Origin of the sequence: Burkholderia cepacia ATCC 25416 (assembly GCF_001411495.1) — a bacterium.
Lineage (GTDB): Bacteria > Pseudomonadota > Gammaproteobacteria > Burkholderiales > Burkholderiaceae > Burkholderia > Burkholderia cepacia.
Window position 1 is genome coordinate 979,707 of the sequence record NZ_CP012981.1, and the last position, 24,287, is coordinate 1,003,993.

At 65.9% G+C, this 24,287-nt stretch carries 17 protein-coding genes; 10 read left to right on the top strand and 7 right to left on the bottom strand.

All coding sequences use genetic code 11. The annotated features are described in order from the left end of the window. The 6 genes from APZ15_RS04445 (at nucleotide 1) to APZ15_RS04470 (ending at nucleotide 7,093) form a co-directional block, all read left to right on the top strand. A complete protein-coding gene (locus APZ15_RS04445; RefSeq protein ID WP_027788711.1) occupies nucleotides 1–540 on the top strand; it encodes a F0F1 ATP synthase subunit delta in 540 nt (179 codons plus the stop codon). 44 nt (nucleotides 541–584) lie between these two features. Continuing rightward, nucleotides 585–2,126, top strand: coding sequence for a F0F1 ATP synthase subunit alpha (gene atpA, locus APZ15_RS04450; RefSeq protein WP_027788710.1), 1,542 nt, complete (start codon nucleotides 585–587; stop codon nucleotides 2,124–2,126). Between the two features lie 69 nt (nucleotides 2,127–2,195). Next, the gene (gene atpG / locus APZ15_RS04455; RefSeq protein ID WP_021160445.1) at nucleotides 2,196–3,071 is read left to right on the top strand and encodes a F0F1 ATP synthase subunit gamma; all 876 of its coding nucleotides are present in this window, start codon (nucleotides 2,196–2,198) and stop codon (nucleotides 3,069–3,071) included. 66 nt (nucleotides 3,072–3,137) lie between these two features. After that, the gene (gene atpD, locus APZ15_RS04460; RefSeq protein ID WP_027788709.1) at nucleotides 3,138–4,532 is read left to right on the top strand and encodes a F0F1 ATP synthase subunit beta; all 1,395 of its coding nucleotides are present in this window, start codon (nucleotides 3,138–3,140) and stop codon (nucleotides 4,530–4,532) included. Nucleotides 4,533–4,685: 153 nt separating this feature from the next. Further along, a complete protein-coding gene (locus tag APZ15_RS04465; protein WP_006477288.1) occupies nucleotides 4,686–5,111 on the top strand; it encodes a F0F1 ATP synthase subunit epsilon in 426 nt (141 codons plus the stop codon). A gap of 254 nt (nucleotides 5,112–5,365) precedes the next feature. Further along, the gene (locus APZ15_RS04470) at nucleotides 5,366–7,093 is read left to right on the top strand and encodes an AMP-binding protein (RefSeq protein WP_027788708.1); all 1,728 of its coding nucleotides are present in this window, start codon (nucleotides 5,366–5,368) and stop codon (nucleotides 7,091–7,093) included. 743 nt (nucleotides 7,094–7,836) lie between these two features. On the opposite strand, the gene APZ15_RS04475 is transcribed toward APZ15_RS04470, so the two are convergent. Beyond that, nucleotides 7,837–8,637, bottom strand: a complete 801-nt coding sequence (locus APZ15_RS04475) for a transporter substrate-binding domain-containing protein (RefSeq protein WP_027788707.1) — start codon at nucleotides 8,635–8,637, stop codon at nucleotides 7,837–7,839. A gap of 149 nt (nucleotides 8,638–8,786) precedes the next feature. On the opposite strand from APZ15_RS04475, the gene hemE reads away from it, so the two are divergent. From hemE to APZ15_RS04495, 4 genes are all read left to right on the top strand, one after another. Next, nucleotides 8,787–9,881 (top strand): uroporphyrinogen decarboxylase, encoded by a 1,095-nt coding sequence (gene hemE / locus APZ15_RS04480; RefSeq protein ID WP_034195829.1) that lies wholly within the window; start codon nucleotides 8,787–8,789, stop codon nucleotides 9,879–9,881. Nucleotides 9,882–10,335: 454 nt separating this feature from the next. Next, nucleotides 10,336–12,597 (top strand): primosomal protein N', encoded by a 2,262-nt coding sequence (locus APZ15_RS04485; protein ID WP_027788705.1) that lies wholly within the window; start codon nucleotides 10,336–10,338, stop codon nucleotides 12,595–12,597. Nucleotides 12,598–13,030: 433 nt separating this feature from the next. Further along, nucleotides 13,031–16,963: a trifunctional transcriptional regulator/proline dehydrogenase/L-glutamate gamma-semialdehyde dehydrogenase gene (putA, locus tag APZ15_RS04490; protein WP_027788704.1), complete on the top strand. Its 3,933-nt coding sequence runs from the start codon at nucleotides 13,031–13,033 to the stop codon at nucleotides 16,961–16,963. A gap of 84 nt (nucleotides 16,964–17,047) precedes the next feature. Continuing rightward, nucleotides 17,048–18,187, top strand: coding sequence for a branched-chain amino acid ABC transporter substrate-binding protein (locus tag APZ15_RS04495; protein ID WP_027788703.1), 1,140 nt, complete (start codon nucleotides 17,048–17,050; stop codon nucleotides 18,185–18,187). A 206-nt stretch (nucleotides 18,188–18,393) separates the two neighbouring features. Here the strand turns inward: APZ15_RS04495 and APZ15_RS04500 are convergent, their stop codons facing one another. The 6 genes from APZ15_RS04500 to APZ15_RS04520 all read right to left on the bottom strand — a co-directional run bounded on the left by APZ15_RS04500 (nucleotide 18,394) and on the right by APZ15_RS04520 (nucleotide 24,167). After that, nucleotides 18,394–18,804 carry a hypothetical protein gene (locus tag APZ15_RS04500; protein WP_027788702.1) on the bottom strand — a complete coding sequence of 137 codons (411 nt, stop codon included), beginning with the start codon at nucleotides 18,802–18,804 and terminating at the stop codon, nucleotides 18,394–18,396. Then, entirely contained in the window at nucleotides 18,797–19,465 is a 669-nt protein-coding gene (locus APZ15_RS38730; RefSeq protein WP_080982106.1) for a M35 family metalloendopeptidase, read from the bottom strand. Before APZ15_RS38730 ends, APZ15_RS04500 begins: the two co-directional genes overlap by 8 nt. Before the next feature lie 4 nt (nucleotides 19,466–19,469). Continuing rightward, on the bottom strand, nucleotides 19,470–20,015 hold the full coding sequence (locus tag APZ15_RS04505) for a PAAR domain-containing protein (RefSeq protein WP_080982105.1): 546 nt from the start codon (nucleotides 20,013–20,015) through the stop codon (nucleotides 19,470–19,472). Nucleotides 20,016–20,025: 10 nt separating this feature from the next. Then, a complete protein-coding gene (locus tag APZ15_RS04510) occupies nucleotides 20,026–20,685 on the bottom strand; it encodes a PAAR domain-containing protein (protein WP_027788701.1) in 660 nt (219 codons plus the stop codon). A gap of 258 nt (nucleotides 20,686–20,943) precedes the next feature. After that, entirely contained in the window at nucleotides 20,944–22,455 is a 1,512-nt protein-coding gene (locus tag APZ15_RS04515) for a class I adenylate-forming enzyme family protein (protein ID WP_027788700.1), read from the bottom strand. 59 nt (nucleotides 22,456–22,514) lie between these two features. Continuing rightward, nucleotides 22,515–24,167: an acyl-CoA dehydrogenase family protein gene (locus APZ15_RS04520; RefSeq protein WP_027788699.1), complete on the bottom strand. Its 1,653-nt coding sequence runs from the start codon at nucleotides 24,165–24,167 to the stop codon at nucleotides 22,515–22,517. Nucleotides 24,168–24,287 lie beyond the last annotated feature (120 nt).

The window sequence follows — 24,287 nt, forward strand, 5'->3', positions numbered from 1 at the left end:
ATGGCCGAACTTGCAACCATCGCCCGCCCTTACGCAGAAGCGCTGTTCCGCGTGGCCGAGGGCGGTGACATCGCCGCCTGGTCCACGCTCGTGCAAGAGCTGGCCCAGGTTGCGCGTCTGCCGGAAGTGCTGTCGGTCGCGTCGAGCCCGAAGGTGACGCGCACGCAAGTAGCCGAGTTGCTGCTTGCTGCTGCGAAGTCGCCGCTCGTGGCCGGCGCCGAAGCGAAGAACTTCGTGCAGATGCTGGTCGACAATCATCGCATCGCGCTGCTGCCGGAAATTGCCGAGCAGTTCGAGGCGCTCAAGAACGAACGTGAAGGTGCCGCCGACGCCGAGATCGTGAGCGCGTTCCCGCTGAACGGCGCGGATCTCGACAGTCTCGTCTCGGGCCTCGAACGCAAGTTCAAGCGCAAGCTGAAACCGACGGTCGAAGTCGATTCGTCGCTGATCGGCGGCGTGCGCGTGACGGTCGGCGACGAAGTGCTCGACACCTCGGTTCGCGCGCGCCTCGCATCGATGCAGGCTGCCTTGACCGCCTGAGCGCCACGCCGGCACGCAACAGAATTGACTATCAGGAGCGAATAATGCAACTCAATCCCTCTGAGATCAGCGAGCTGATCAAGAGCCGGATCCAGGGCCTTGAAGCGAGCGCAGACGTTCGCAACCAGGGCACCGTGATCTCCGTGACCGACGGTATCGTGCGTATCCACGGCCTGTCGGACGTGATGCAGGGCGAAATGCTCGAGTTTCCGGGCAACACGTTCGGCCTCGCGCTGAACCTCGAGCGCGACTCGGTCGGCGCGGTGATTCTCGGCGAATACGAACACATCTCGGAAGGCGACATCGTCAAGACGACGGGCCGCATTCTCGAAGTCCCGGTTGGCCCGGAACTCGTCGGCCGCGTGGTCGATGCGCTCGGCAACCCGATCGACGGCAAGGGCCCGGTCAACGCGAAGCTGACCGATGCGATCGAAAAGATCGCCCCGGGCGTGATCTGGCGTAAGTCGGTGTCGCAGCCGGTGCAGACGGGCATCAAGTCGATCGACGCGATGGTGCCGATCGGCCGTGGCCAGCGTGAGCTGATCATCGGCGACCGTCAGTGCGGCAAGACCGCGGTGGCGCTCGACGCGATCATCAACCAGAAGGGCAAGGACCTGATCTGTATCTACGTCGCGATCGGCCAGAAGGCTTCGTCGATCATGAACGTGGTTCGCAAGCTCGAAGAAACGGGCGCGATGGAATACACGATCGTCGTCGCCGCCACGGCATCGGATTCCGCCGCCATGCAGTACCTGGCACCGTACGCCGGCTGCACGATGGGCGAATACTTCCGCGACCGCGGCCAGGACGCGCTGATCATTTATGACGACTTGACCAAGCAGGCTTGGGCATACCGTCAGATCTCGCTGCTGCTGCGCCGCCCGCCGGGCCGTGAAGCGTACCCGGGCGACGTGTTCTATCTGCACTCGCGTCTGCTGGAGCGTGCGGCTCGCGTGTCGGAAGAGTACGTCGAGAAGTTCACGAACGGCGAAGTGAAGGGCAAGAGCGGTTCGCTGACGGCACTGCCGGTCATCGAAACGCAGGCAGGCGACGTGACCGCGTTCGTTCCGACGAACGTGATCTCGATTACCGACGGCCAGATCTTCCTGGAAACCGACCTGTTCAACGCAGGCATCCGCCCGGCAATCAACGCCGGCGTGTCGGTGTCGCGAGTCGGTGGCGCCGCTCAGACGAAGGTCGTGAAGAAGCTGTCGGGCGGTATCCGTACCGACCTCGCGCAGTACCGTGAACTGGCCGCATTCGCGCAGTTCGCATCGGACCTCGACGAAGCGACCCGCAAGCAGCTCGAGCGCGGCCGCCGCGTGACGGAACTGCTGAAGCAGCCGCAGTACCAGCCGCTGCAGGTGTGGGAACTGGCCGTGTCGCTGTACGCCGCGAACAACGGCTACCTCGACGACCTCGACGTGAAGCAAGTGCTGCCGTTCGAGAAGGGCCTGCGCGAAAGCCTGAAGACCAGCCACGCTGACCTCATCAAGCGCATCGAAGACACCAAGGATCTCTCGAAGGACGACGAAGGCGCACTGCGCTCGGCGATCGAATCCTTCAAGAAGTCCGGTGCCTATTGATCCGCGAGTGACACACTGAGGCCGCGCGGGTGCTGACGCGCCCGCGCCGCTTCGGTCAAGGAGCAAGCTATGGCTGGAATGAAGGAAATTCGCGGCAAGATCAAGAGCGTGCAGAACACGCGCAAGATCACGAAGGCGATGGAGATGGTGGCCGCATCGAAGATGCGTCGCGCGCAGGAACGCATGCGCGCCGCTCGTCCGTATGCGGACAAGGTCCGTGCCATCGCCGCGCACATGAGCCGCGCGAACCCGGAGTACCGTCACCCGTTCATGGTGGCGAACGAAGGCGCGAACACGGCCGGCATCATTCTCGTCACGACGGACAAGGGTCTGTGCGGCGGTTTGAACACCAACGTGCTGCGTGCGACGGTTCAGAAGTTCAAGGAGCTGGAAGAGAAGGGCCAGAAGGTCGAAGCCACCGCGATCGGTAGCAAGGGCCTCGGGTTCCTGAATCGCTTCGGCGCGAAGGTGATGTCGCAGGTCGTGCACCTCGGCGACACCCCGCATCTGGACAAGCTGATCGGCGCCGTGAAGACGCAGCTCGATCTGTACTCGGAAGGCAAGCTGTCGGCGGTTTATATCGCTTACACGCGCTTCGTCAACACGATGAAGCAGGAAGCCGTGATCGAGCAGTTGCTGCCGCTGTCGTCGGAACACTTCGAAGCCGATGATGGTACGCCGGCCACGTCGTGGGACTACATCTACGAGCCGGACGCGCAGGCAGTCGTCGACGAACTGCTCGTGCGTTACGTCGAGGCGCTGGTGTACCAGGCCGTCGCGGAAAACATGGCGTCCGAGCAATCGGCGCGCATGGTCGCGATGAAGGCCGCGTCCGACAACGCGAAGACGGTGATCAGCGAACTGCAGCTCGTGTACAACAAGAGCCGCCAGGCCGCGATCACGAAAGAACTGTCGGAGATCGTCGGCGGCGCAGCCGCTGTTTAAGCGCGCGCCACGGACGACAACTGCGCCTTTGCGCGAGTAAAGAATCAGGTATTTAAAGGAAAAGCGATGAGTACTGCTGCTTTGGTAGAAGGCAAGATCGTACAGTGCATCGGCGCCGTTATCGACGTGGAATTCCCGCGCGACAGCATGCCGAAGATCTACGACGCGCTCATTCTCGATGGCTCGGAACTGACGCTCGAAGTCCAGCAACAGCTGGGCGACGGCGTGGTCCGTACCATTTGTCTGGGTGCATCCGACGGCCTGCGCCGCGGTCTGACCGTGAAGAACACGGCAAATCCGATCTCGGTGCCGGTCGGCAAGCCGACCCTCGGCCGGATCATGGACGTGCTCGGCCGTCCGATCGACGAGGCTGGCCCGATCGTGAGCGAAACGACGCGCTCGATCCACCAGAAGGCTCCGGCGTTCGACGAACTGTCGCCGTCGACCGAACTGCTCGAAACGGGTATCAAGGTTATCGACCTGATCTGCCCGTTCGCAAAGGGCGGCAAGGTTGGCCTGTTCGGCGGTGCTGGCGTGGGCAAGACCGTCAACATGATGGAGCTCATCAACAACATCGCGAAGGAGCACGGCGGTTACTCCGTGTTCGCGGGCGTGGGCGAGCGTACCCGTGAAGGGAACGACTTCTACCACGAAATGAAGGACTCGAACGTTCTCGACAAGGTCGCGCTGGTGTACGGCCAGATGAACGAGCCGCCGGGCAACCGTCTGCGCGTCGCGCTGACCGGCCTGACGATGGCCGAGCACTTCCGTGACGAAGGCCTCGACGTGCTGTTCTTCGTCGACAACATCTACCGTTTCACGCTGGCCGGTACCGAAGTGTCGGCACTGCTCGGCCGTATGCCGTCGGCAGTGGGCTATCAGCCGACGCTGGCTGAAGAAATGGGCAAGCTGCAAGAGCGCATCACGTCGACCAAGAAGGGCTCGATTACGTCGGTCCAGGCCGTGTACGTCCCTGCGGACGACTTGACCGACCCGTCGCCGGCTACGACCTTCGGCCACCTGGACGCAACCGTCGTTCTGTCGCGTGACATCGCTTCGCTGGGTATCTACCCGGCGGTCGACCCGCTCGACTCGACGTCGCGCCAGATCGACCCGAACGTGATCGGTGAAGAGCACTACTCGATCACCCGTCGTGTTCAGCAGACGCTGCAGCGCTACAAGGAACTGCGCGACATCATCGCGATTCTGGGCATGGACGAACTGTCGCCGGAAGACAAGCTGTCGGTCGCACGCGCGCGTAAGATCCAGCGTTTCCTGTCGCAGCCGTTCCACGTCGCTGAAGTGTTCACGGGCTCGCCGGGCAAGTACGTGCCGCTGAAGGAAACGATCCGTGGCTTCAAGATGATCGTCGACGGCGAGTGCGACCACCTGCCGGAACAGGCGTTCTACATGGTCGGCACGATCGACGAAGCCTTCGAAAAGGCCAAGAAGATCTCGTAAGGGTCAGGCGTAACGCAGCGGGCGCCGCTACGTCCGTGAGGGATACCTTGATGGTATCCGTTCGCGGACAGGCGCTCACGTAATACGCTCAACCCGCCGTGCATGGGATCGGAGCAGGCGCTGAAGCGCTCGTTCCGATCGACAGGAGTCGATATGGCAACCATCAAAGTAGACGTCGTCAGCGCGGAAGAGCAGATCTTCTCGGGCGAGGCGAAATTCGTCGCGCTGCCGGGCGAAACGGGTGAGCTGGGCATTCTGCCGGGTCACACGCCGCTGATCACGCGGATTCGTCCGGGTGCGGTGCGCATCGAAGTCGAGGGCGGCAACGACGAATTCGTGTTCGTCGCGGGCGGCATTCTCGAAGTGCAGCCGGGTGCCGTGACGGTGCTCGCCGACACCGCGATCCGCGGCAAGGACCTCGACGCGGCGAAAGCCGAGGAAGCACGCAAGCGTGCTGAGGAAACGCTGCAGAACGCGAAGTCGGATCTCGACCTCGCGAAGGCGCAATCCGAGCTCGCGACCGCGATGGCGCAGCTCGAAGCGATCCAGCGTCTGGCGAAGATCCGCAGCCGGCACTGAGCCGCGCCGCGTATCCCGCGAAAGAAAGCAGCCTTCGGGCTGCTTTTTTTTCGCCCGTCGTTTTTGTCTGTTTTTACGGGTCGGATCATACCGTCCGGTCGTGCTATTTCACCCGTCCGCAGTAATTCGATGTCAGAGTGTCGTCAGCCGCGCACGGCATCATCCCGGAGAGGCTATCCGTCGCGACGGCGGCGGAGCAGACACGCGTGAGCCGCATGTCGGGCCGGTCAGACAAAAAACGGACGGAGACATTCATGGCAGCAGACCTTGGCGTGGGGGCGCTGATCGCGCCCGAAAACGGATTGTCGTACGTGCGCGGCACGACCGACGTGCCGCTCTCCGAAGCGACGATCGGCCGGTTCCTGCTCGACACGGCAGGCCGCTTTCCCGATCGGCCGGCCGTCGTGTTCCGCGAGCAGCAGGTGCGCTGGACCTGGCGCGAGTTCGCGAACGAGGTCGACGTGCTGGCGGCCGGGCTGGCCTCGCTCGGCATCGTGAAGGGCGATCGCGTCGGCATCTGGTCGCCGAACCGCAGCGAATGGCTGCTCACGCAGTTCGCGACCGCGCGGATCGGCGCGGTGCTCGTCAACATCAATCCGGCCTACCGGCTCGCGGAACTCGAATACGCGCTGAACAAGGTCGGCTGTAAAGCCGTGATCGCCGCCGAGCGCTTCAAGACGTCCGCATACGTCGAGATGCTGCAGACCATCGCGCCGGAACTCGCGACCGCGACGCCGGGCGACCTGCATGCGGCGCGCGTGCCGAGCCTGCGCACGGTCGTGTCGATGGGCGACGTCGCGCCGGCCGGCATGTTCCGCTTCGCGGACGTGATGGCGCGCGGCCGCCAGGCCGTCGATCCCGCGCTGCTCGATGCGATCGGCGCGACGCTCGCGGCCCATGAGCCGATCAACATCCAGTTCACGAGCGGCACGACGGGCAGCCCGAAGGGCGCGACGCTCACGCATCGCAACGTCGTCAACAACGGCCGCTCGATCGCGACCGCGATGCGCTTCACCGAACAGGACACGCTGTGCATCCCGGTGCCGCTGTATCACTGCTTCGGGATGGTGCTCGCGGTGCTCGCGTGCGTGTCGAAGGGGGCGGCGATGGTGTTCCCGGGCGAAGCATTCGACCCGGTCGCGACGCTCGCGGCGGTGGCCGACGAGCGTTGCACCGCGCTGCACGGCGTGCCGACGATGTTCATCGCGGAGCTCGATCATCCGGCGTTCGCGCAATTCGACCTGTCGACGCTGCGCACCGGGATCATGGCCGGCTCGCCGTGCCCGATCGAGACGATGAAGCGCGTCGTGTCGCAGATGCACCTGTCCGAGATCACGATCGCGTACGGAATGACGGAGACGAGCCCCGTGTCGTTCCAGAGCTCGACCGACGACCCGCTCGAGAAGCGCACGACGACGGTCGGCCGCATCCAGCCGCACCTGGAAGTGAAGATCGTCGATCCGGGCGGCGATATCGTGCCGGTCGGCGCGACGGGCGAGCTGTGCACGAAGGGCTATTCGGTGATGCTCGGCTACTGGGACGACGACACGAAGACGCGCGAGGTGCTCGTGGACGGCTGGATGCATACGGGCGACCTCGCGACGCTCGATGCGGACGGTTACTGCAACATCGTCGGCCGGTTGAAGGACATGGTGATTCGCGGCGGCGAGAACGTCTATCCGCGCGAGATCGAGGAATTCCTGTTTCGGCATCCGAAGATTCAGAGCGCGCAGGTATTCGGCGTACCCGATGCGAAGTACGGCGAGGAGCTGTGCGCGTGGATCGTGCTGCGCGCGGACGAGCAGATGACCGAGGACGACGTGCGTGCGTTCTGCAGCGGGCAGATCGCGCACTACAAGATCCCGCGCTACATCCGCTTCGTCGACGAGCTGCCGATGACGGTGACGGGCAAGGTGCAGAAGTTCGTGATGCGCGACCGGATGATCGAGGAGCTGAAGCTCGACGTGCAGAAGACCGCTTAGCGCGGCATGAAGAAGGGAAAATGCGCTGGAAAAACGCGGCGGCCTGCGGGCCGTTGCGTTTTCGATGGACGAAAAAAAGCGGGCTTATTAGCCCGCTAAAAACCACACGCTACGGGGTTAGCGCGAGGAGACCAAAGATGAAACCGAGTCCGGCGGGGGGCCGGAAACGACTCCAACAGGGATGCCCCTTGGAAGGGCTTCGGTACGTGACCGACTGGCTCGCAGCGCTTCGCGTCCGCTCACACTTGGCACACGAGACCGCATCCGTGTTGAAACCGTTGAGGCCATTGTGGGCGAATTAATGACCCCTCGCGGTAACAAAGTGTTTCAGGTTGTAACGCCCGCCAGATAAGGCTTTCCGGGATTTTTTGCTGTTTTTGAGGGCCCGAAAAAGGTCATTTTTACCCATATTTTCCGCAGCGTTTTCAGCGCGTGCGCACGATGCGTTTTTCATGCGTATCAGGCTCGACGAATTGCCGATTTACACGCGAGAAAATGCGCGGTTCGGCAGATGCTGCGCATGACGATTCATTCGTCAGAAAGATTTTGAAACGTGATTGGGCGGCGTGGAAGTCGACCGTCCGGCCAGTTCGCCGGCATCGGGCCGATTTTGCCGGCGCCGGCGAGCTGCGTCGAAGTGTAACGGCGGCGATTCGGCCGCCGCCGTGCAGCGATTTTCGCGGGCGGCGGCCGCGGGGTCGGTGCCCGCGAAAGTCACTGCGGGCCGCCGCGTGCGAACCCGCTTACTTCAGCCATTTGTCCGAAATCGCCTGGTATTCGCCGGTCGACAGCGCGAGATGCAGCCACTGGTCGACGTACTGCTGGAACGCAACGTCGCCGCGCGGCACCATGTACGCCTTCTCGCCGAACTGGAACGGCTTGTCCGGATGCACCGAGCACAGGCCCGGATTCAGCTTTTGCTGCAGCAGCGTCTCGGACGCATCCGTCACCATCACGTCCGCCTTGCCCGCGAGGATTTGCTTGAAGATCGTTACGTTGTCCGGATAGACCGTGAGGTTCGCGTGCGTGAAATACTGCTTCGCGAAACGCTCGTTGGTGCCGCCCGGGTTCACGATCACGCGCGTTTCCGGCCGGTCGATCTGCGCGACGGTCTGGTATTTGTCGGCGTCCGCGCAGCGCACGATCGGCGTCTTGCCGTCCACGACGTACGGCTGCGTGAAGAACACGCGCTTCTGGCGCTCGAGCGTCGTCGAGACGCCGCCCACCGCGATGTCGCATTTCGCGACGAAGTCGCCGGTCAGGTTCGGCCAGCTCGTCTTCACGTAGTCGGTCTTCACGCCGAGCGATTTCGCGAGCGATTCGGCCATGTCGATGTCGATGCCCTCGAAGCGGCCGTCCGCACGGTAGTACGAATACGGCTTGTAGTCGCCCGTCGTGCAGACGCGCAGCGTGCCGCGCGCGAGCACGTCGTCGAGCCGCGAGCCGGCGCCCGGTGCGGCGGCGGCTGCGCCCGCGGCGGTCTGCGCGTGCGCGGCGGCGCAGCAAAACAACGCGGCGGCGGCGAGCGTGGCGAATGGTTTCATCGGTCTCCTCCTTCGTTTCGTTCGATATGAGCGTCCGATCATAACGGAGCCATCGCGCGCGTCATATGGCCGCCATCGCGCCGGCATGCGCAGCCTTGCGGCGGCTGTCCGGTAAAATGCCGCTTTGCCTTCGCACCGTCGCTCCTACCGTGGCCCATACCCTGCTCAACGACACCTTCCTGCGTGCGCTTCTGCGCGAGCCGACCGACTACACGCCGATCTGGCTGATGCGCCAGGCCGGCCGCTACCTGCCCGAATACAACGCGACGCGCGCGCGCGCCGGCAGCTTCCTCGGTCTCGCGAAGAATCCCGACTACGCGACCGAAGTGACGCTGCAGCCGCTCGAGCGCTTTCCGCTCGACGCCGCGATCCTGTTCTCGGACATCCTGACGATTCCGGACGCGATGGGCCTCGGCCTCGACTTCCAGGTCGGCGAAGGGCCGAAGTTCGCGCATCCGGTGCGTACCGAGGCCGACGTCGCCAGGCTCGCGGTGCCGGACATCGAAGAGACGCTCGGCTACGTGACGGGCGCGGTGCGCGAGATCCGCCGCGCGCTCACCGACGGCCAGGGCCGCCAGCGCGTGCCGCTGATCGGCTTTTCGGGCAGCCCGTGGACGCTCGCGTGCTACATGGTCGAAGGCGGCGGGTCGGACGATTTCCGCACGGTGAAGTCGATGGCGTATTCGCGCCCCGACCTGATGCACCGGATCCTCGACGTGAACGCGCAGGCCGTGGCGGCCTACCTGAACGCGCAGATCGAAGCGGGCGCGCAGGCCGTGATGATCTTCGATACGTGGGGCGGCGCGCTGGCGGACGGCGCGTACCAGCGCTTCTCGCTGGACTACATCCGTCGCGTGGTGGCGCAGCTCAAGCGCGAGCACGACGGCGAGCGCGTGCCGGTCATCACGTTCACGAAGGGCGGCGGGCTGTGGCTCGAGGAGATCGCGGCGACCGGCGTCGACGCGGTCGGGCTCGACTGGACGGTCAACCTCGGCGCCGCGCGCGAGCGCGTCGCGGGGCGAGTCGCGCTGCAGGGCAACCTCGACCCGACGATCCTGTTTGCGCCGCCCGCCGCGGTGCGCGAGCAGGCGCGCGCGGTGCTCGACAGCTACGGCAACCATCCGGGCCATGTATTCAACCTCGGGCACGGTATTTCGCAATTCACGTCGCCCGATCACGTCGCTGAACTCGTCGACGAGGTGCATAACCACAGCCGCGCGATCCGTAGCGGAGCCGCCGGCTGAACGCAAGCGCTGTCATGCTGCACTGCGGGATGACAGCGTTTCGTTTTCGGCGCTAAACAGGGCGCAACCCCGCACCGGTTGCCGATTCAGTGCTTGTCAAGACTTGACTTATACACATTTTCCTCGTTGCAGCGCGGTAGAGCCCTGTGTCGGTCAAATTGCCTCGCTATGGTTCGGTAATTTGAATAGCAGCCTTATGGAATAAGGCTCCGCGGGGGACCGCCACAAACGGCGAAAATCAGCGGAAAGCGCGGCCCCGCGTGCGTTGCGGCCCGTGAGCGGCGAGTTCTCAACAAAGTTATCCACAGGCTGGGCAGGGTATACGGCGATTCCTAATGCGAATCCAAAACTTAGCGCCGAATCTGACGTTTTACTTTAAGTCCGCCGCCACGATGCGGGCGCGGATGCCGGCCGCCCGTCTCGATGCGGTGCATGCCGCAGCCGGAGCGCCGCGATGAGCGGCACCTACCTGCGCGTCGCGCTCGACCATCCGCTCGCCACCCTGTTCGACTATCGCTGCGACGCGCAACCGGCGCCCGTGCCGGGCACGCTCGTGCAGGTGCCGTTCGGCAAGCGGCAGGCGGTCGGGCTCGTCTGCGAAGTGACGACTCACACCGACGTGCCGCCGTCCCGGCTGCGCGCGGTCGACGCGATCTGCACCGACCTGCCGCCGTTGTCGCCGGACTGGCTCGCGCTCGTGTCGTTCGCCGCCGATTACTACCAGCGCGGGCGCGGCGAGGTCGCGCTGCCGGCGCTGCCGCAGGCGCTGCGCGATGCGGGGCGCTGGGGGCGGCTGCTTGCGCCCGAGGTGCGCTACCGGCCGACGGAGGCCGGCCGCGCGGCGCTGCCCGATGCGTTGCCCGCACGCGGGGCCGCGCTGCGGCGGCTCGCGCAGGCGCTGGTCGACACCGGCTCGCTCGCGCTGCCCGATGCGCGCGCGCTGCATCCGAAGGCGGCCGCGACGCTCGACGACTGGGCGGCGCGCGGCTGGGTCGACGTCGAGGAGATCGGCTGGGCCGATGCGCCTGTGCCCAAAGCTGTGGATAACCTGTTGGCAGCCGGTGGACGAACTGTGCCGCCGGCGCTCACGGACCAGCAGGCCGAGGCGCTCGACGCGATCCGCGCCGCGCAGGGCTTTGCGCCGTTCCTGCTGCACGGCGTGACGGGCAGCGGCAAGACCGAGGTCTATCTGCACGCGCTCGCGTCGCTGCTCGACGCCCGGCCGGACGCGCAGGCGCTCGTGCTCGTCCCGGAAATCAACCTGACGCCGCAGTTCGAGGCCGCGTTTCGCGCGCGCTTCGCGGGTGCGCTCGCCGACGACGCGATCGTCACGCTGCACAGCGGGCTCGCCGAGGGCGAGCGGGCGCGCAACTGGCTCGCCGCGCATACGGGGCGTGCGCGGATCGTGCTCGGCACACGCCTCGCGGTGCTCGCGTCGATGCCGGCGCTCGCGCTGATCGTCGTCGACGAGGAGCACGAGCCCGCGTACAAGCAGCAGGAAGGGCTGCGCTATTCGGCACGCGATCTCGCCGTGTGGCGCGCGAAGCAGCTCGGCATCACGGTCGTGCTCGGCTCGGCCACGCCGTCGCTCGAAAGCTGGTGGCAGGCGGAGCAGGGCCGCTACACGCGACTCACGCTGTCGCGCCGCGCGGTGGCCGACGCGACGCTGCCGACCGTGCGGCTGATCGACCTCGAAGAGGAGCGGCGGCGCGGCCGCGCGTCGATGGGCGGGCTGTCGGGGCCGCTCGTCGCGGCGCTGAAGGCGCGGCTCGAGCGCGGCGAGCAGAGCCTCGTGTTCCTGAACCGGCGCGGTTACGCGCCGCAGCTCGCGTGCGACGCATGCGGCTGGGTCGCAGGCTGCCCGCGCTGCAGCGCGTACGTCGTGCTGCACAAGCCCGAGCATGCGCTGCGCTGCCATCACTGCGGCTGGGAAGCCCGCATTCCGCGATCGTGCCCCGAGTGCGGGAACGTCGACATCGCGCCGCTCGGGCGCGGCACGCAACGCATCGAGGAGGCGCTCGCCGAGGCCGTGCCGGGCGCGCGCGTGCTGCGGATCGACGCGGACAGCACGCGCCGCAAGGGCAGTGCGCAGGCGCTCTTTTCCGACGTGCACGCGGGCGAGGTCGATATCCTCGTCGGCACGCAGATGATCGCGAAGGGGCACGACTTCCAGCGCGTGTCGCTCGTCGGTGTGCTCAATGCCGACACGGCGCTGTTCTCGCATGACTTCCGCGCGAGCGAACGGCTGTTCGCGCAACTGATGCAGGTGAGCGGCCGCGCGGGGCGCGCGGGGCTGCCGGGCGAGGTGCTCGTGCAGACGCGCTACCCGCGTCACGCGCTGTATCACGCGCTCGGGCGGCAGGACTACGTCGGCTTCGCGAATTCGACGCTCGGCGAGCGCCGCGACGCGCACCTGCCGCCGTTCGTCTACCAGGCGCTGCTGCGCGCCGAGGGGCGCACGCTCGACGCGGCGCTCGCGTTCCTGCTGCAAGCCGCGGCCGCGTTGCCGGGGCTGCCGGGCGCCGATCGCGTGACCGTCTACGACGCGGTGCCGATGACGATCGTCAAGGTCGCGAACGTCCACCGCGCGCAGTTGCTGCTCGAAAGCGCGTCGCGGGCGGCGCTGCAGCATGCGCTGCGCGCATGGCAGCCGGAGTTGCGCGCGCTGAAGGGCGTGCTGCGGTGGAGCGTCGAGGTCGATCCGCTGGATATCTGAGCGGCGCGCCATGCGGCCGTCGTGCCGAGCGCCGCACACCGCACACCGCACACCGCACACCGCACACCACGCGCCACGCGCCACGCGCCGCTGCGTCGACGCCCGGGCCGTCGGGCAGCCCCGAACCGTCTTTTGCGGCACGGCCACCCCCGGCCATCCCCTCCGCCGCCACCCCAGTGCAACCCGTTTTCGTCCGCCGCCACGCGCGGGGAAGGTTGCGCACGCATGCCAAACCGGCCTGCTCAGGGAAAACACCGATCCCCCGACCACGGGCAACTCCTAGGTTGCAACCTCATAAGTGGCTGATTATATTGACTAACCCAAGGGTGCAACCCAGCTCGCAATTTGGTTGCACCTTTTTATTGCGTGCCGTAGGATTTCGCGCATCCTCTCACACCACATTGCCGGGCTCGCACCGGCGCACGAACCCACCATGGCAAGCACGACTCTCGGCGTCAAGGTCGACGACCTTCTCCGCTCGCGCCTCAAGGACGCAGCCGCGCGTCTCGAGCGCACTCCCCACTGGCTGATCAAGCAGGCGATCTTCGCTTATCTCGAGCGGATCGAGCACGGCCAGTTGCCGCCCGAGCTGTCGGGCCACAGCGGCGTCACGGAGCTCGCCGACGGCCAGGCCGCGGACGGCGACGACGACAACTCGCCGCACCCGTTCCTCGAATTCGCGCAGAACGTGCAGCCGCAATCGGTGCTGCGCGCGGCGATCACGGCCGCGTACCGCCGCCCCGAGCCGGAATGCGTGCCGTTCCTGCTCGGCCAGGCGCGCCTGCCCGCGAACCTGCAGGCGGACGTGCAGGCGCTCGCGACGAAGCTCGTCGAGGCGCTGCGCGAGAAGAGCTCGGGCGGCGGCGTCGAAGGGCTGATCCACGAATTCTCGCTGTCGAGCCAGGAAGGCGTCGCGCTGATGTGCCTCGCCGAGGCGCTGCTGCGCATTCCCGATCGCGCGACGCGCGATGCGCTGATCCGCGACAAGATCAGCAAGGGCGACTGGCGCTCGCACGTCGGCCACGCGCCGTCGCTGTTCGTGAACGCGGCGACCTGGGGGCTGATGATCACCGGCAAGCTCGTGACGACCAACAGCGAAGCGGGGCTGTCGTCGGCGCTCACGCGCCTGATCGGCCGCGGCGGCGAGCCGCTGATCCGCAAGGGCGTCGACATGGCGATGCGCCTGATGGGCGAGCAGTTCGTCACCGGCGAGACGATTTCCGAAGCGCTGGCCAACAGCCGCAAGTACGAAGCACGCGGCTTCCGCTACTCGTACGACATGCTCGGCGAAGCGGCGACGACCGAAGAGGACGCGCAGCGCTACTACGCGTCGTACGAACAGGCGATCCACGCGATCGGCAAGGCGGCCGGCGGCCGCGGCATTTACGAAGGCCCGGGCATTTCGATCAAGCTGTCGGCGCTGCACGCACGCTACTCGCGTTCGCAGCAGGACCGCACGATGAGCGAGCTGCTGCCGCGCGTGCGCGCGCTCGCGCTGCTCGCCCGCCGCTACGACATCGGCCTGAACATCGACGCGGAAGAAGCCGACCGCCTCGAACTGTCGCTCGACCTGCTCGAGGCGCTGTGCTTCGATCCGGATCTCGCGGGCTGGAACGGCATCGGCTTCGTGGTGCAGGGCTACCAGAAGCGCTGCCCGTTCGTGATCGACTACCTGATCGATCTCGCGCGCCGCAGCCGTCACCGCCTGATGATCCGTCTGGTCAAGGGCGCGTACTGGGATACCGAGATCAAGCGTGCGCAGGTCGACGGCCTCGAAGGCTATCCGGTCTATACGCGCAAGATCTACACGGACGTGTCGTACCTCGCGTGCGCGAAGAAGCTGCTCGCCGCCCCCGACGCCGTCTATCCGCAGTTCGCGACGCACAACGCGTACACGCTCGCCGCGATCTACCAGCTCGCGGGCCAGAACTACTACCCGGGCCAGTACGAATTCCAGTGCCTGCACGGGATGGGCGAGCCGCTGTACGAGGAAGTCACCGGCCGCGACAAGCTGAACCGGCCGTGCCGCGTGTACGCGCCGGTCGGCACGCACGAGACGCTGCTCGCGTACCTGGTGCGCCGCCTGCTGGAAAACGGCGCGAACACGTCGTTCGTGAACCGCATCGCGGACAAGACCGTGTCGGTGAAGGAACTGGTCGCCGATCCGGTCGACGAAGCGTCGAAGGTCGTGCCGCTCGGCGCGCCGCACGCGAAGATCCCGCTGCCGCGCAACCTGTACGGCGACGAGCGTCCCAACTCGATGGGCCTCGACCTGTCGAACGAACACCGCCTCGCGTCGCTGTCGTCCGCGCTGCTCGCGAGCGCGCACTTCCCGTGGCGCGCGGCGCCGATGCTCGCCGACGACGCGCTCGCCGACGCGCCGGCCCGCGACGTGCGCAACCCGGCCGACCAGCGCGACACGGTCGGCACCGTCAGCGAAGCGACGGCCGAACACGTGAGCGCGGCACTCGCGCACGCGGTGGCCGCCGCGCCGATCTGGCAGGCGACGCCGGTCGACGCACGCGCCGATTGCCTGGTGCGCGCGGCCGACCTGCTCGAAGCGCAGATGCATACGCTGATGGGCCTGATCGTGCGCGAAGCCGGCAAGTCGCTGCCGAACGCGATCGCCGAGATCCGCGAAGCGGTCGACTTCCTGCGCTACTACGCCGCGCAGATCCGCGACGAATTCTCGAACGACACGCACCGCCCGCTCGGTCCCGTGGTCTGCATCAGCCCGTGGAACTTCCCGCTCGCGATCTTCATGGGCCAGGTGGCCGCCGCGCTCGCGGCCGGCAACACGGTGCTCGCGAAGCCGGCCGAACAGACGCCGCTGATCGCCGCCCAGGCCGTGCGCCTGCTGCGCGAGGCCGGCGTGCCGGCCGGCGCGGTGCAGCTGCTGCCGGGCGACGGCGAGACCGTCGGTGCGGCGCTGGTCGCCGATCCGCGCACGCGTGCGGTGATGTTCACCGGTTCGACCGAAGTCGCGCGCCTGATCAACAAGACGCTGTCGGCGCGCCTCGACCCGGACGGCAAGCCGATCCCGCTGATCGCGGAAACGGGCGGCCAGAACGCGATGATCGTCGACTCGTCGGCGCTCGCGGAACAGGTGGTCGCGGACGTGATGCAGTCGTCGTTCGACTCGGCCGGTCAACGGTGTTCGGCGCTGCGCGTTCTGTGTCTGCAGGACGATGTCGCGGACCGCACGCTGACGATGCTGAAGGGCGCGATGCACGAGCTGGCGCTCGGCAACCCCGACCGGCTGTCGACGGACGTCGGCCCGGTGATCGACGGTGAAGCGAAGCAGACGATCGACACGCACGTCGCGGCGATGAAGGAGAAGGGGCACGCGGTCACGCAGCTGCCGGCGCCGGAAGCCTGCGCGCACGGCACGTTCGTGCCGCCGACGCTGATCGAGATCGGCAGCATCGACGAGCTGAAGCGCGAAGTGTTCGGCCCCGTGCTGCACGTGGTGCGCTACCGCCGCAGCCAGCTCGACAAGCTGCTGGAGCAGATCCGCGCGACCGGCTACGGCCTGACGCTCGGCATCCACACGCGGATCGACGAGACGATCGCGCACGTGATCTCGAATGCGCACGTCGGCAACATCTACGTGAACCGCAACGTGATCGGCGCGGTGGTCGGCGTGCAGCCGTTCGGCGGCGAAGGGCTGTCGGGCACGGGCCCGAAGGCCGGCGGCGCGCTGTACCTGCAGCGCCTGCTCGCGACGCGTCCGTCGGGCCTGCCGCGTTCGCTCGCGCAGACGCTGATCGCGGACGGCGCGGTCGAAGGCGATGCGCGCGGCAACCCGGCGGCAGCGCTCACGACGCTGCGCGACTGGCTGATCGAGCAGCGCGAGCCGGCACTGGCCGCGCGTTGCGACGGCTACCTGGCGCAGGTGCCGGCCGGTGCGACCGCCGTGCTGACCGGCCCGACGGGCGAGCGAAACACGTATACACTCGGCCCGCGCGGCACGGTGCTGTGTGTCGCGGCGACGCCGGGCGGCGCGCGCGCGCAGTTCGCGGCAGTGCTGGCGACCGGCAACCGCGCGCTGTTCGCGGGCGCGGCCGGCGAGGCGCTGGTCGCCGCGCTGCCGGCGTCGCTGAAGGCGCATGCGACCGTGCGCAAGCAGGCCGATACGCCGTTCGACGCGGTGCTGTTCGAAGGCGACAGCGACGAACTGCAGACGCTCGTGAAGGACGTCGCGCAGCGGCCGGGCCCGATCGTGTCGGTGCAGGGCGTGTCGGTGGGCGCGTTCGAGAACGGCGATGCGGAAGATTACGCGCTGGAACGGCTGTTGACGGAGCGCTCGGTGAGCGTGAACACGGCCGCGGCGGGCGGCAATGCGAATTTGATGACGATCGGCTGATCATCCTTGCCGTTCGGATCAAACAAAGGAAGCGGCTAGGCGATCCCGAAGCCGCTCCATTTACCCTGGTACCAAGGAGATGCTATGCAACACACGATGAAAAAGGTGGCAGGCGCGACGTTCGTCGCGGTCATGTCGCTGGCGGGGACGGCCCATGCGGATGACGTGAAGATCGGTTACGCAGGGCCGATGACGGGCGCGCAGGCGCACTACGGCAAGGATATGCAGAACGGGATCGTGCTCGCGATCGAGGATTTCAACGCGACGAGCCCGAAGATCGGCGGCAAGCCGGTGAAGTTCGCACTCGACACGCAGGACGACCAGGCTGACCCGCGCACCGGCACGACGGTCGCGCAGAAGCTCGTCGACGACGGCATCAAGGGCATGCTCGGCCACTTCAACTCGGGCACGACGATTCCGGCCTCGCGCATCTACGCGAACGCGGGCATTCCGCAGATCGCGATGGCGACCGCACCGGAATACACGCAGCAAGGTTACAAGACGACCTTCCGCATGATGACGTCCGACACGCAGCAGGGCTCGGTGGCCGGCACGTTCGCGTCGAAGGATCTCGGCATGAAGAAGATCGCGATCGTCGACGACCGCACGGCCTACGGCCAGGGTCTCGCCGACCAGTTCGAGAAGGCCGCGAAGGCCGGCGGCGCGACGATCGTCGACCGTGAATTCACGAACGACAAGGCGGTGGACTTCAAGGCGATCCTGACCAAGCTGAAGGCGGCGAAGCCGGATCTCGTCTACTACGGCGGCGCGGATTCGCAGGCTGCACCGATGGTCAAGCAGATGAAGACGCTCGGCATCACCGCCCCGCTGATGAGCGGCGAAATGGTGAAGACGCCGACGTTCCTGAAGATCGCGGGCAACGCGGCCGACGGCACGATCGCCTCGCTGGCAGGCCTGCCGCTCGAAGAGATGCCGGGCGGCAAGACGTACGCCGACAAGTACAAGAAGCGCTTCGGCGAAGACGTGCAGACCTACTCGCCGTATGCGTACGACGGCGCGATGGCGCTGTTCAACGCGATGAAGAAGGCCGACTCGACCGATCCGGCGAAGTATCTGCCGGTGCTCGCGAAGACCGACATGGCCGGCGTGACGTCGACGCACGTCGCGTATGACGCGAAGGGCGACCTGAAGAACGGCGGCATCACGATGTACAAGGTCGAGAAGGGCGAGTGGAAGCCGCTGAAGAGCATCGGCGGCAAGTAAGCAGCCCGTGACGTGACGAACGGGCGGCGGCGCACGTCGCCGCCCCGCCGGTCATGCGAAAAAGCCACCTGGCCGTCGGGCCGGGTGGCTTTTTCTTTGGTGGGACACACCCGACAGGGGCATAGGGATGTTGCAGGTAGTGGTGCAGCAGGATCGCCGCATGTGTACGTCGATACCGCATCGCCCCGATCGGCGGCAGTATGACGTTACTTGCCGTCGCAGCACTTGTTAGGGCAATCGGGCAGGAAGGAAATTTCCACGCGTCGCCCATTGTCCACGTCGCCATGCGAATAGACGCGGGCGCTCTTCTTGATCGTTCCGCGTAAAAAGCCGAGTTGCTTCAACAGCGCATACGCGGTTTGCAATCTTGATTGCGCAAGGGCCAGTGCTCCCGGTTCACTTTCCTCGGCATGGCCGCTGATCAGGGTTGTCTCTTTGGTCAGGTGATTCGCGTAATTGAGCTTTTGGTCGGCTGTCCATTTTGCAATGCGGACGATCTCTGCGTTCGAAAGGTGCGAGCTATCTCTCGAAAAGTAGATGTCGAAGTTCTCGCTGGCGATGCAAGCAAATACCGGATTGGAGACGAGAAGGCTTAGGGCAAGAATAAATTTAAGCATTGTAAATGACGTATCCAGCAATGCTGTCGGCATTGTTGATTGCTTGATTCGGGTTTTCGGCTCCAAACGTCAAACACTCCTCCATGAAATATTTGTGATCCCGGGTTCCCATTGTGTCGTCAAAATGACTCACCTCATGAATCAGGGTGGAAACGACGGAATCTTTTTCCCATGAGAAGTCTCGCATTGTACAAAAATCGGGGTGTATTGCGATCGTATGAGTTACGGTATCCGGCGAACACACTGATGCCGCGACTCCCGATTTGTTCGAATTTGGAACGCATCCAATATGTTTGAATCGCTCGCTGTCCCATCGCGTGAAATTGTATCCGGTGAGTGCCTTTAGTACGCGGACGATTGCAGTCAGGCCTGTTAATAGCGTTATGCGGGTGCGTTCATCAGTCCTGCCGAACCACTGTAATACGCGTGCCTTATCAGTGTTGGACCAGCGCTGCAGATCCTTGATTCTTTTCTCGACGAGAGAAACGGCTCGATCGCGTTTACTCAATACCATTTCCCGGAATTCCTTGTTTGTCATGTTGTGACATATTTTTTCGGTATTGATCGTTACTTCCACCATCGACCCAGGATTGGTATTGGTGACTGCGCCTGAGTGTACGAGGAACCATTCTCCGTCATCATTCACGTCAAAATTTTTCATTGCTTCAATGTTCCGTCGTATAGATTTTCAGAGTTGCCGAGGCGTCGGTGGCGATTCGATGTGTTTGCCCGGCCGTGTCCGTGGTGCCCGTGAAAATCTGCCCAGCGTCCGTAACGATTCGATAGCGAATGTTCGCGAGCGGGCGGCAGGAGTCATCGAGCAAGGTGAATTGCTCGTCGTGTACGACAGCCGACCGAGCAAATGACCGATCGGCTGCATCAGGTTGGCGCCCATTCAGCGTCGCAGTCTCTTCCGCAGTAAAAATCATCCGCATGCCGCGCTCAGCGTAGAAGATCGGCGGTGGGTTGCAGCCGCAGACATTGATATCCCCGCTCAATGCCCACTGCTTGCCGTTCGGACCGGTACCTGGCCAGCGCGGACCTTGCGGTGCGATGTGTCCTTCACGCTTGCAGGCAGAACAGTAGGTCTTCATATCCAGCGTGGCGATATGAACCCTCGGCGGCGGATTGGAACAGGTCACGGTGTCGAGGCCTTCGACAATCACCGCTTCCCCGGCGCGGTCGCCTTTGGCAAGAAAGTAGCGGATCATGGACGCTACCTCAGCGGGGCATGGACGAGCGGGTGACGACGCTAAATACAACGGATGACGCTACGCCTCGTCGTTCGGGACTATCGGTGATCGTGTCGCCGTTATCGAGTTCGCTGCCAACGAATGCGAGCGGTGGGAAGTCGGGCCTGTCGGCCAAACCCAGACCGCTCGTCACGCGCGCGGTTGAACCGTCCGGGTAGTGGATCAGGTCGCCCACCGTGGCAGCCTTGCCCAAGTGCGGCGCTACTTCCCATGTGCCGGACGGCTCGCGCAATGCACCGCCGCGCGCGGTTGTCGCGCCACATACCGCCAATCTGTAGGCGGGCGGCGCGGGCGGCGGCACATAGGTCGGATCGAACAGGCCCGCAGCGCTTTGCCCATCCCGCACGTGAATGCCCCATGAGGTGCGCAGTGTTTCGGTAATGCGGTCACCGTTGCTCAACCGGCTGCCGACCAACGCGAACGGCTTGCCTCCGCTATGGTTGTTTCCCGCGCCGTCGATAATCGCAGCCTCGCTGCCGTCGTCATAGGTCACTACGTCGCCGACGCAGGCGACTTCTAATCCAGCCAGGGTCAGGCCGCTGGTTGCGGTGGTGACGCGTCCACCGCGTTCCGTGAGTGCACCAACGGTGGCGAAAAGATGGGTCGGTGCTTTGAGTTCGTCTTTCATCCGGCTTCCCTGTCTCAGTAAATGGAATGGCTGCCTAGAGACGCTATTCCAGATAGGAAACGTAGATCAATCTGACGAATATGATTCAGGGCTGCTAATTTCTATTACTTGTTCAGTTCTGCCTTTTGCATTGACCGCGCGTGCGCGAATGTGTTGACCAGGTGATGCGGATAAGGAGTGATGCCGTATCTTGCTTTGCGGTTCGCAAGGGGAATATGAGTGCGTGAGTTGTAAGTGCGCTTGCGCAATCGTGGATGCTTAGTCCTCGCGACGCACACGCAGCAGGAACTTCTGCAGCTTGCCCGTAGGCGTGCGCGGCAGCGCCTGCACGAACGTGAACTCACGCGGAATCTTGTAAGCGGCGAGCCGCTCGCCGCAGAACGCGCGCAGCGCGTCCGCGTCGGGTACCGTGCCCGCGCGCAGCACGACGTGCGCGACGACCGTCTCGCCCCAGTCGGGATGCGGGACACCGACGACGGCCGACTCGGCGATGTCCGGGTGCGCGCCGAGCACGTCTTCCACTTCCTTCGAATAGACGTTCTCGCCGCCCGTCACGATCATGTCCTTCAGCCGGTCGACGATGAACAGGTAGCCATCCTGATCGATCCGCGCGATGTCGCCGGTGCGATACCAGCCGTGCGGCGCGAACGCGGCGCGGGTCGCGGCCGCATCGTCGAGATAGCCGAGCATCATGCTGTCGGTCTTCAGCCAGATCTCGCCGGTCTCGCCCGGCTGCGCGTCGACGCCGTCCATCCGCACGACGCGCAGGTCGACGCCCGGGCCGCCGTGGCGGCCGATCGAGCCGGCCTTCGCGATCTGCTCGTCCGGATACAGCGTCGTGCCGGCCGGGCCCGCTTCCGTCATGCCGTACACCTGGAAGAACGCGTCGCTGCGATACGCGCGCGCGAGCCGTTCGGCCTGCGCGGCGCCGATCGGGCCGCCTCCGTACAGCCATGCCCGCACGCTCGACAGGTCGAACGCCGCGAAACCCTCGATCGTGTCGAGCGGCAGCAGGTACGACACCGGCGCGCCGAAATACAGCGTCACGCGCTCGCGCTCGACGGCCTGCAGGAACCGCAGCGGATGGTATTCGCGCAGCAGCACGACGGTGCCGCCCGCATACAGCGTGCCGCCGAACCAGTTGTTGAGCGGCGACGAATGCCAGATCGGCATCGCCATCAGCGTGCGCTCGTTGCGGCCGATGCCGGTTGCGAGGGCCGCCTGCATCGCGGCGAGCGTCACGGTGCGGTGGCTGTGCACGCAGCCTTTCGGGTGGCCGGTCGTGCCGGACGTATAGAGGATCTGCGCGATGTCGCCGTCGGCCGGCTCGATGCCCGCGAGGCCGTCCATCGTTGCGCACAGCGTGTCGAAGCACGGCACGCCGTCGAGTTCGCCCTCGGTCACGAGCCGTCGCGCGGGATGCACGATGCGCTCGACCACCGGCGCGAGCGTCACGTCGAACAGCAGCACCTTGCTGCGGCTGTGTTCGAGCACGTAGTCGACTTCCGGCGCCTGCAGCTTGTGGTTGATCGGCACGAACGTCGCGCCGAGCCGCCACGCGCCGAACATCAGGTCGACGAAGGCCGGCGTGTTGAAGCACATCGCGGCGACACGGTCGCCGGCCGCGACGCCGAGCGCGCTCAGCACGGCCGCCGCGCGGTGCGAGCGCTCGCGCGCGGCGGCATAGGTGATCGTCGCGGATTCGCTGACGAGGAACGGCTTGTCGGGCGTCGCGCGGGCGGCGCGGTCGAGGGCGGCGACGAGGTTCATCGGGGCTCCGGGCGGGCGAACGAAGGCGAACGGGGGGAACCGGGCCGGACGAACGGGCGTCAGGCCGGGTACGCGCGCTGCAGCAGCGCGGCGACGTCGATCGCGTGCGGGTCGAAGCCGCCCGCGATGCGGCCCCAGTCGGGCGCGGCAAGCCGTGTCGCGACGAACGCGTCGGCGACGGCCGCCGGTGCGTCGCGGCGCAGCAGGCACGCCTGCGCGACGAGCGCGAGGCGCTGCGCGAACACGCGGCCCGACGCCTCGAGCGTGTCGGCCGGTGCGTCGAGCATCGCGCGCAGCGCGTCGAGCGCCGCGCGGATGCGCGGTTCGCCCGCGCCGAGGTCGGCGAGCTCGGTGAACAGCGCGGCAGCCGCGTCGGGCTCGCGCGACACCGCGCGCAGCACGTCGAGGCACATCACGTTGCCCGAGCCTTCCCAGATCGAGTTGACGGGCGCCTCGCGGAACAGCCGCGCGATCGGGCCGTCGTCGACATAGCCGTTGCCGCCGAACACTTCCATCACCTCGCCGGTCAGCTCGACCGCGCGCTTGCACACCCAGAATTTCGCGGCGGGCGTGACGATGCGCTTCCATGCGCGTTCGCGCGGCGAGTCGTCGCGCTCGAACGCGTCGGCCAGACGCATCGCCAGCACGAGCGCGGCTTCGCTTTCGAGCGCGAGATCGGCCAGCACGGTGCGCATCAGCGGCTGTTCGGCGAGCGCACGGCCGAATGCATGGCGCTGGCGCGTGTACGCGATCGCCTGCACGACGCCCTGGCGCAGCATCGCCGCACTGCCGAGCACGCAGTTCAGCCGCGTGTAGGTGGCCATTTCGATGATGGTCGGAATGCCGCGGCCTTCGTCGCCGAGCATGATGCCCCACGCGTCGTTCAGCTCGATCTCGCTGCTCGAGTTGCTGCGGTTGCCGACCTTGTCCTTCAGCCGCTGGATCTCGACCGCGTTCTTCGTGCCGTCCGGCCGCCAGCGCGGCACGTAGAAACACGACGGGCCGCCGCCTTCGGTCTGCGCGACGACGAGGTGCGCATCGCACATCGGCGCTGAGAAAAACCACTTGTGGCCGCGCAGCCGGTATTCGCCGCCGCGTCCGCCCGCGCCGACGGCGGTCGCGAGCGTCGTGTTCGCGCGTACGTCGGAGCCGCCCTGTTTCTCGGTCATGCCCATGCCGAACCAGATCGAGCGCTTGTCGGCGACCGGCACGTCGCGCGGATCGTAGTCGTCGCTGTAGAGCTTGTCGCGCAGCAGCGCCCACAGCGAGGGCTCCTTCTGCAGCACGGGGATCGCGGCCTGCGTCATCGTCGCCGGGCACAGCGTGCCGGCCTCGATCTGGCCATGCAGGTAGAAGCCGGCCGCGGTCGCGGCCCAGCGGCCGCGGCGCGACTCGCGGAACGCGAGCGACACGAAGCCTTCCCGGCGGTACCGGCCGAGCAGCGCGTGCCACGCCGGGTGAAAGTCGACGCGGTCGATGCGCCGGCCGCGCCGGTCGAACGTGTTCAGTTCCGGCGTGTGACGGTTCGCTTCGTCGGCAAGCCGCGCGGTGTCGGCGCTGCCGAGCCACGCGCCGTATGCGTCGAGCTGCGGCACGGCCCAGTCGGCGCCCGCGCGGGCGAGCGCGTCGCGCAGCGCGATGTCCGTCGTGAAGAGGTTATAGTCGACCAGTTCGTCGAACTGGTTCGTGACGGCGTGAGTCGATTCGGTCATCGAAGTTGTCTCCGGTCTCATGCTTCGCGGGCGGCCGGCGTCATGCCGCACGGATGACGCTTCGGCGCCGGTTCCGGCCCCCGGTAAAACGCATGCCCTGCTGATTTCCAGAGTAGCAAA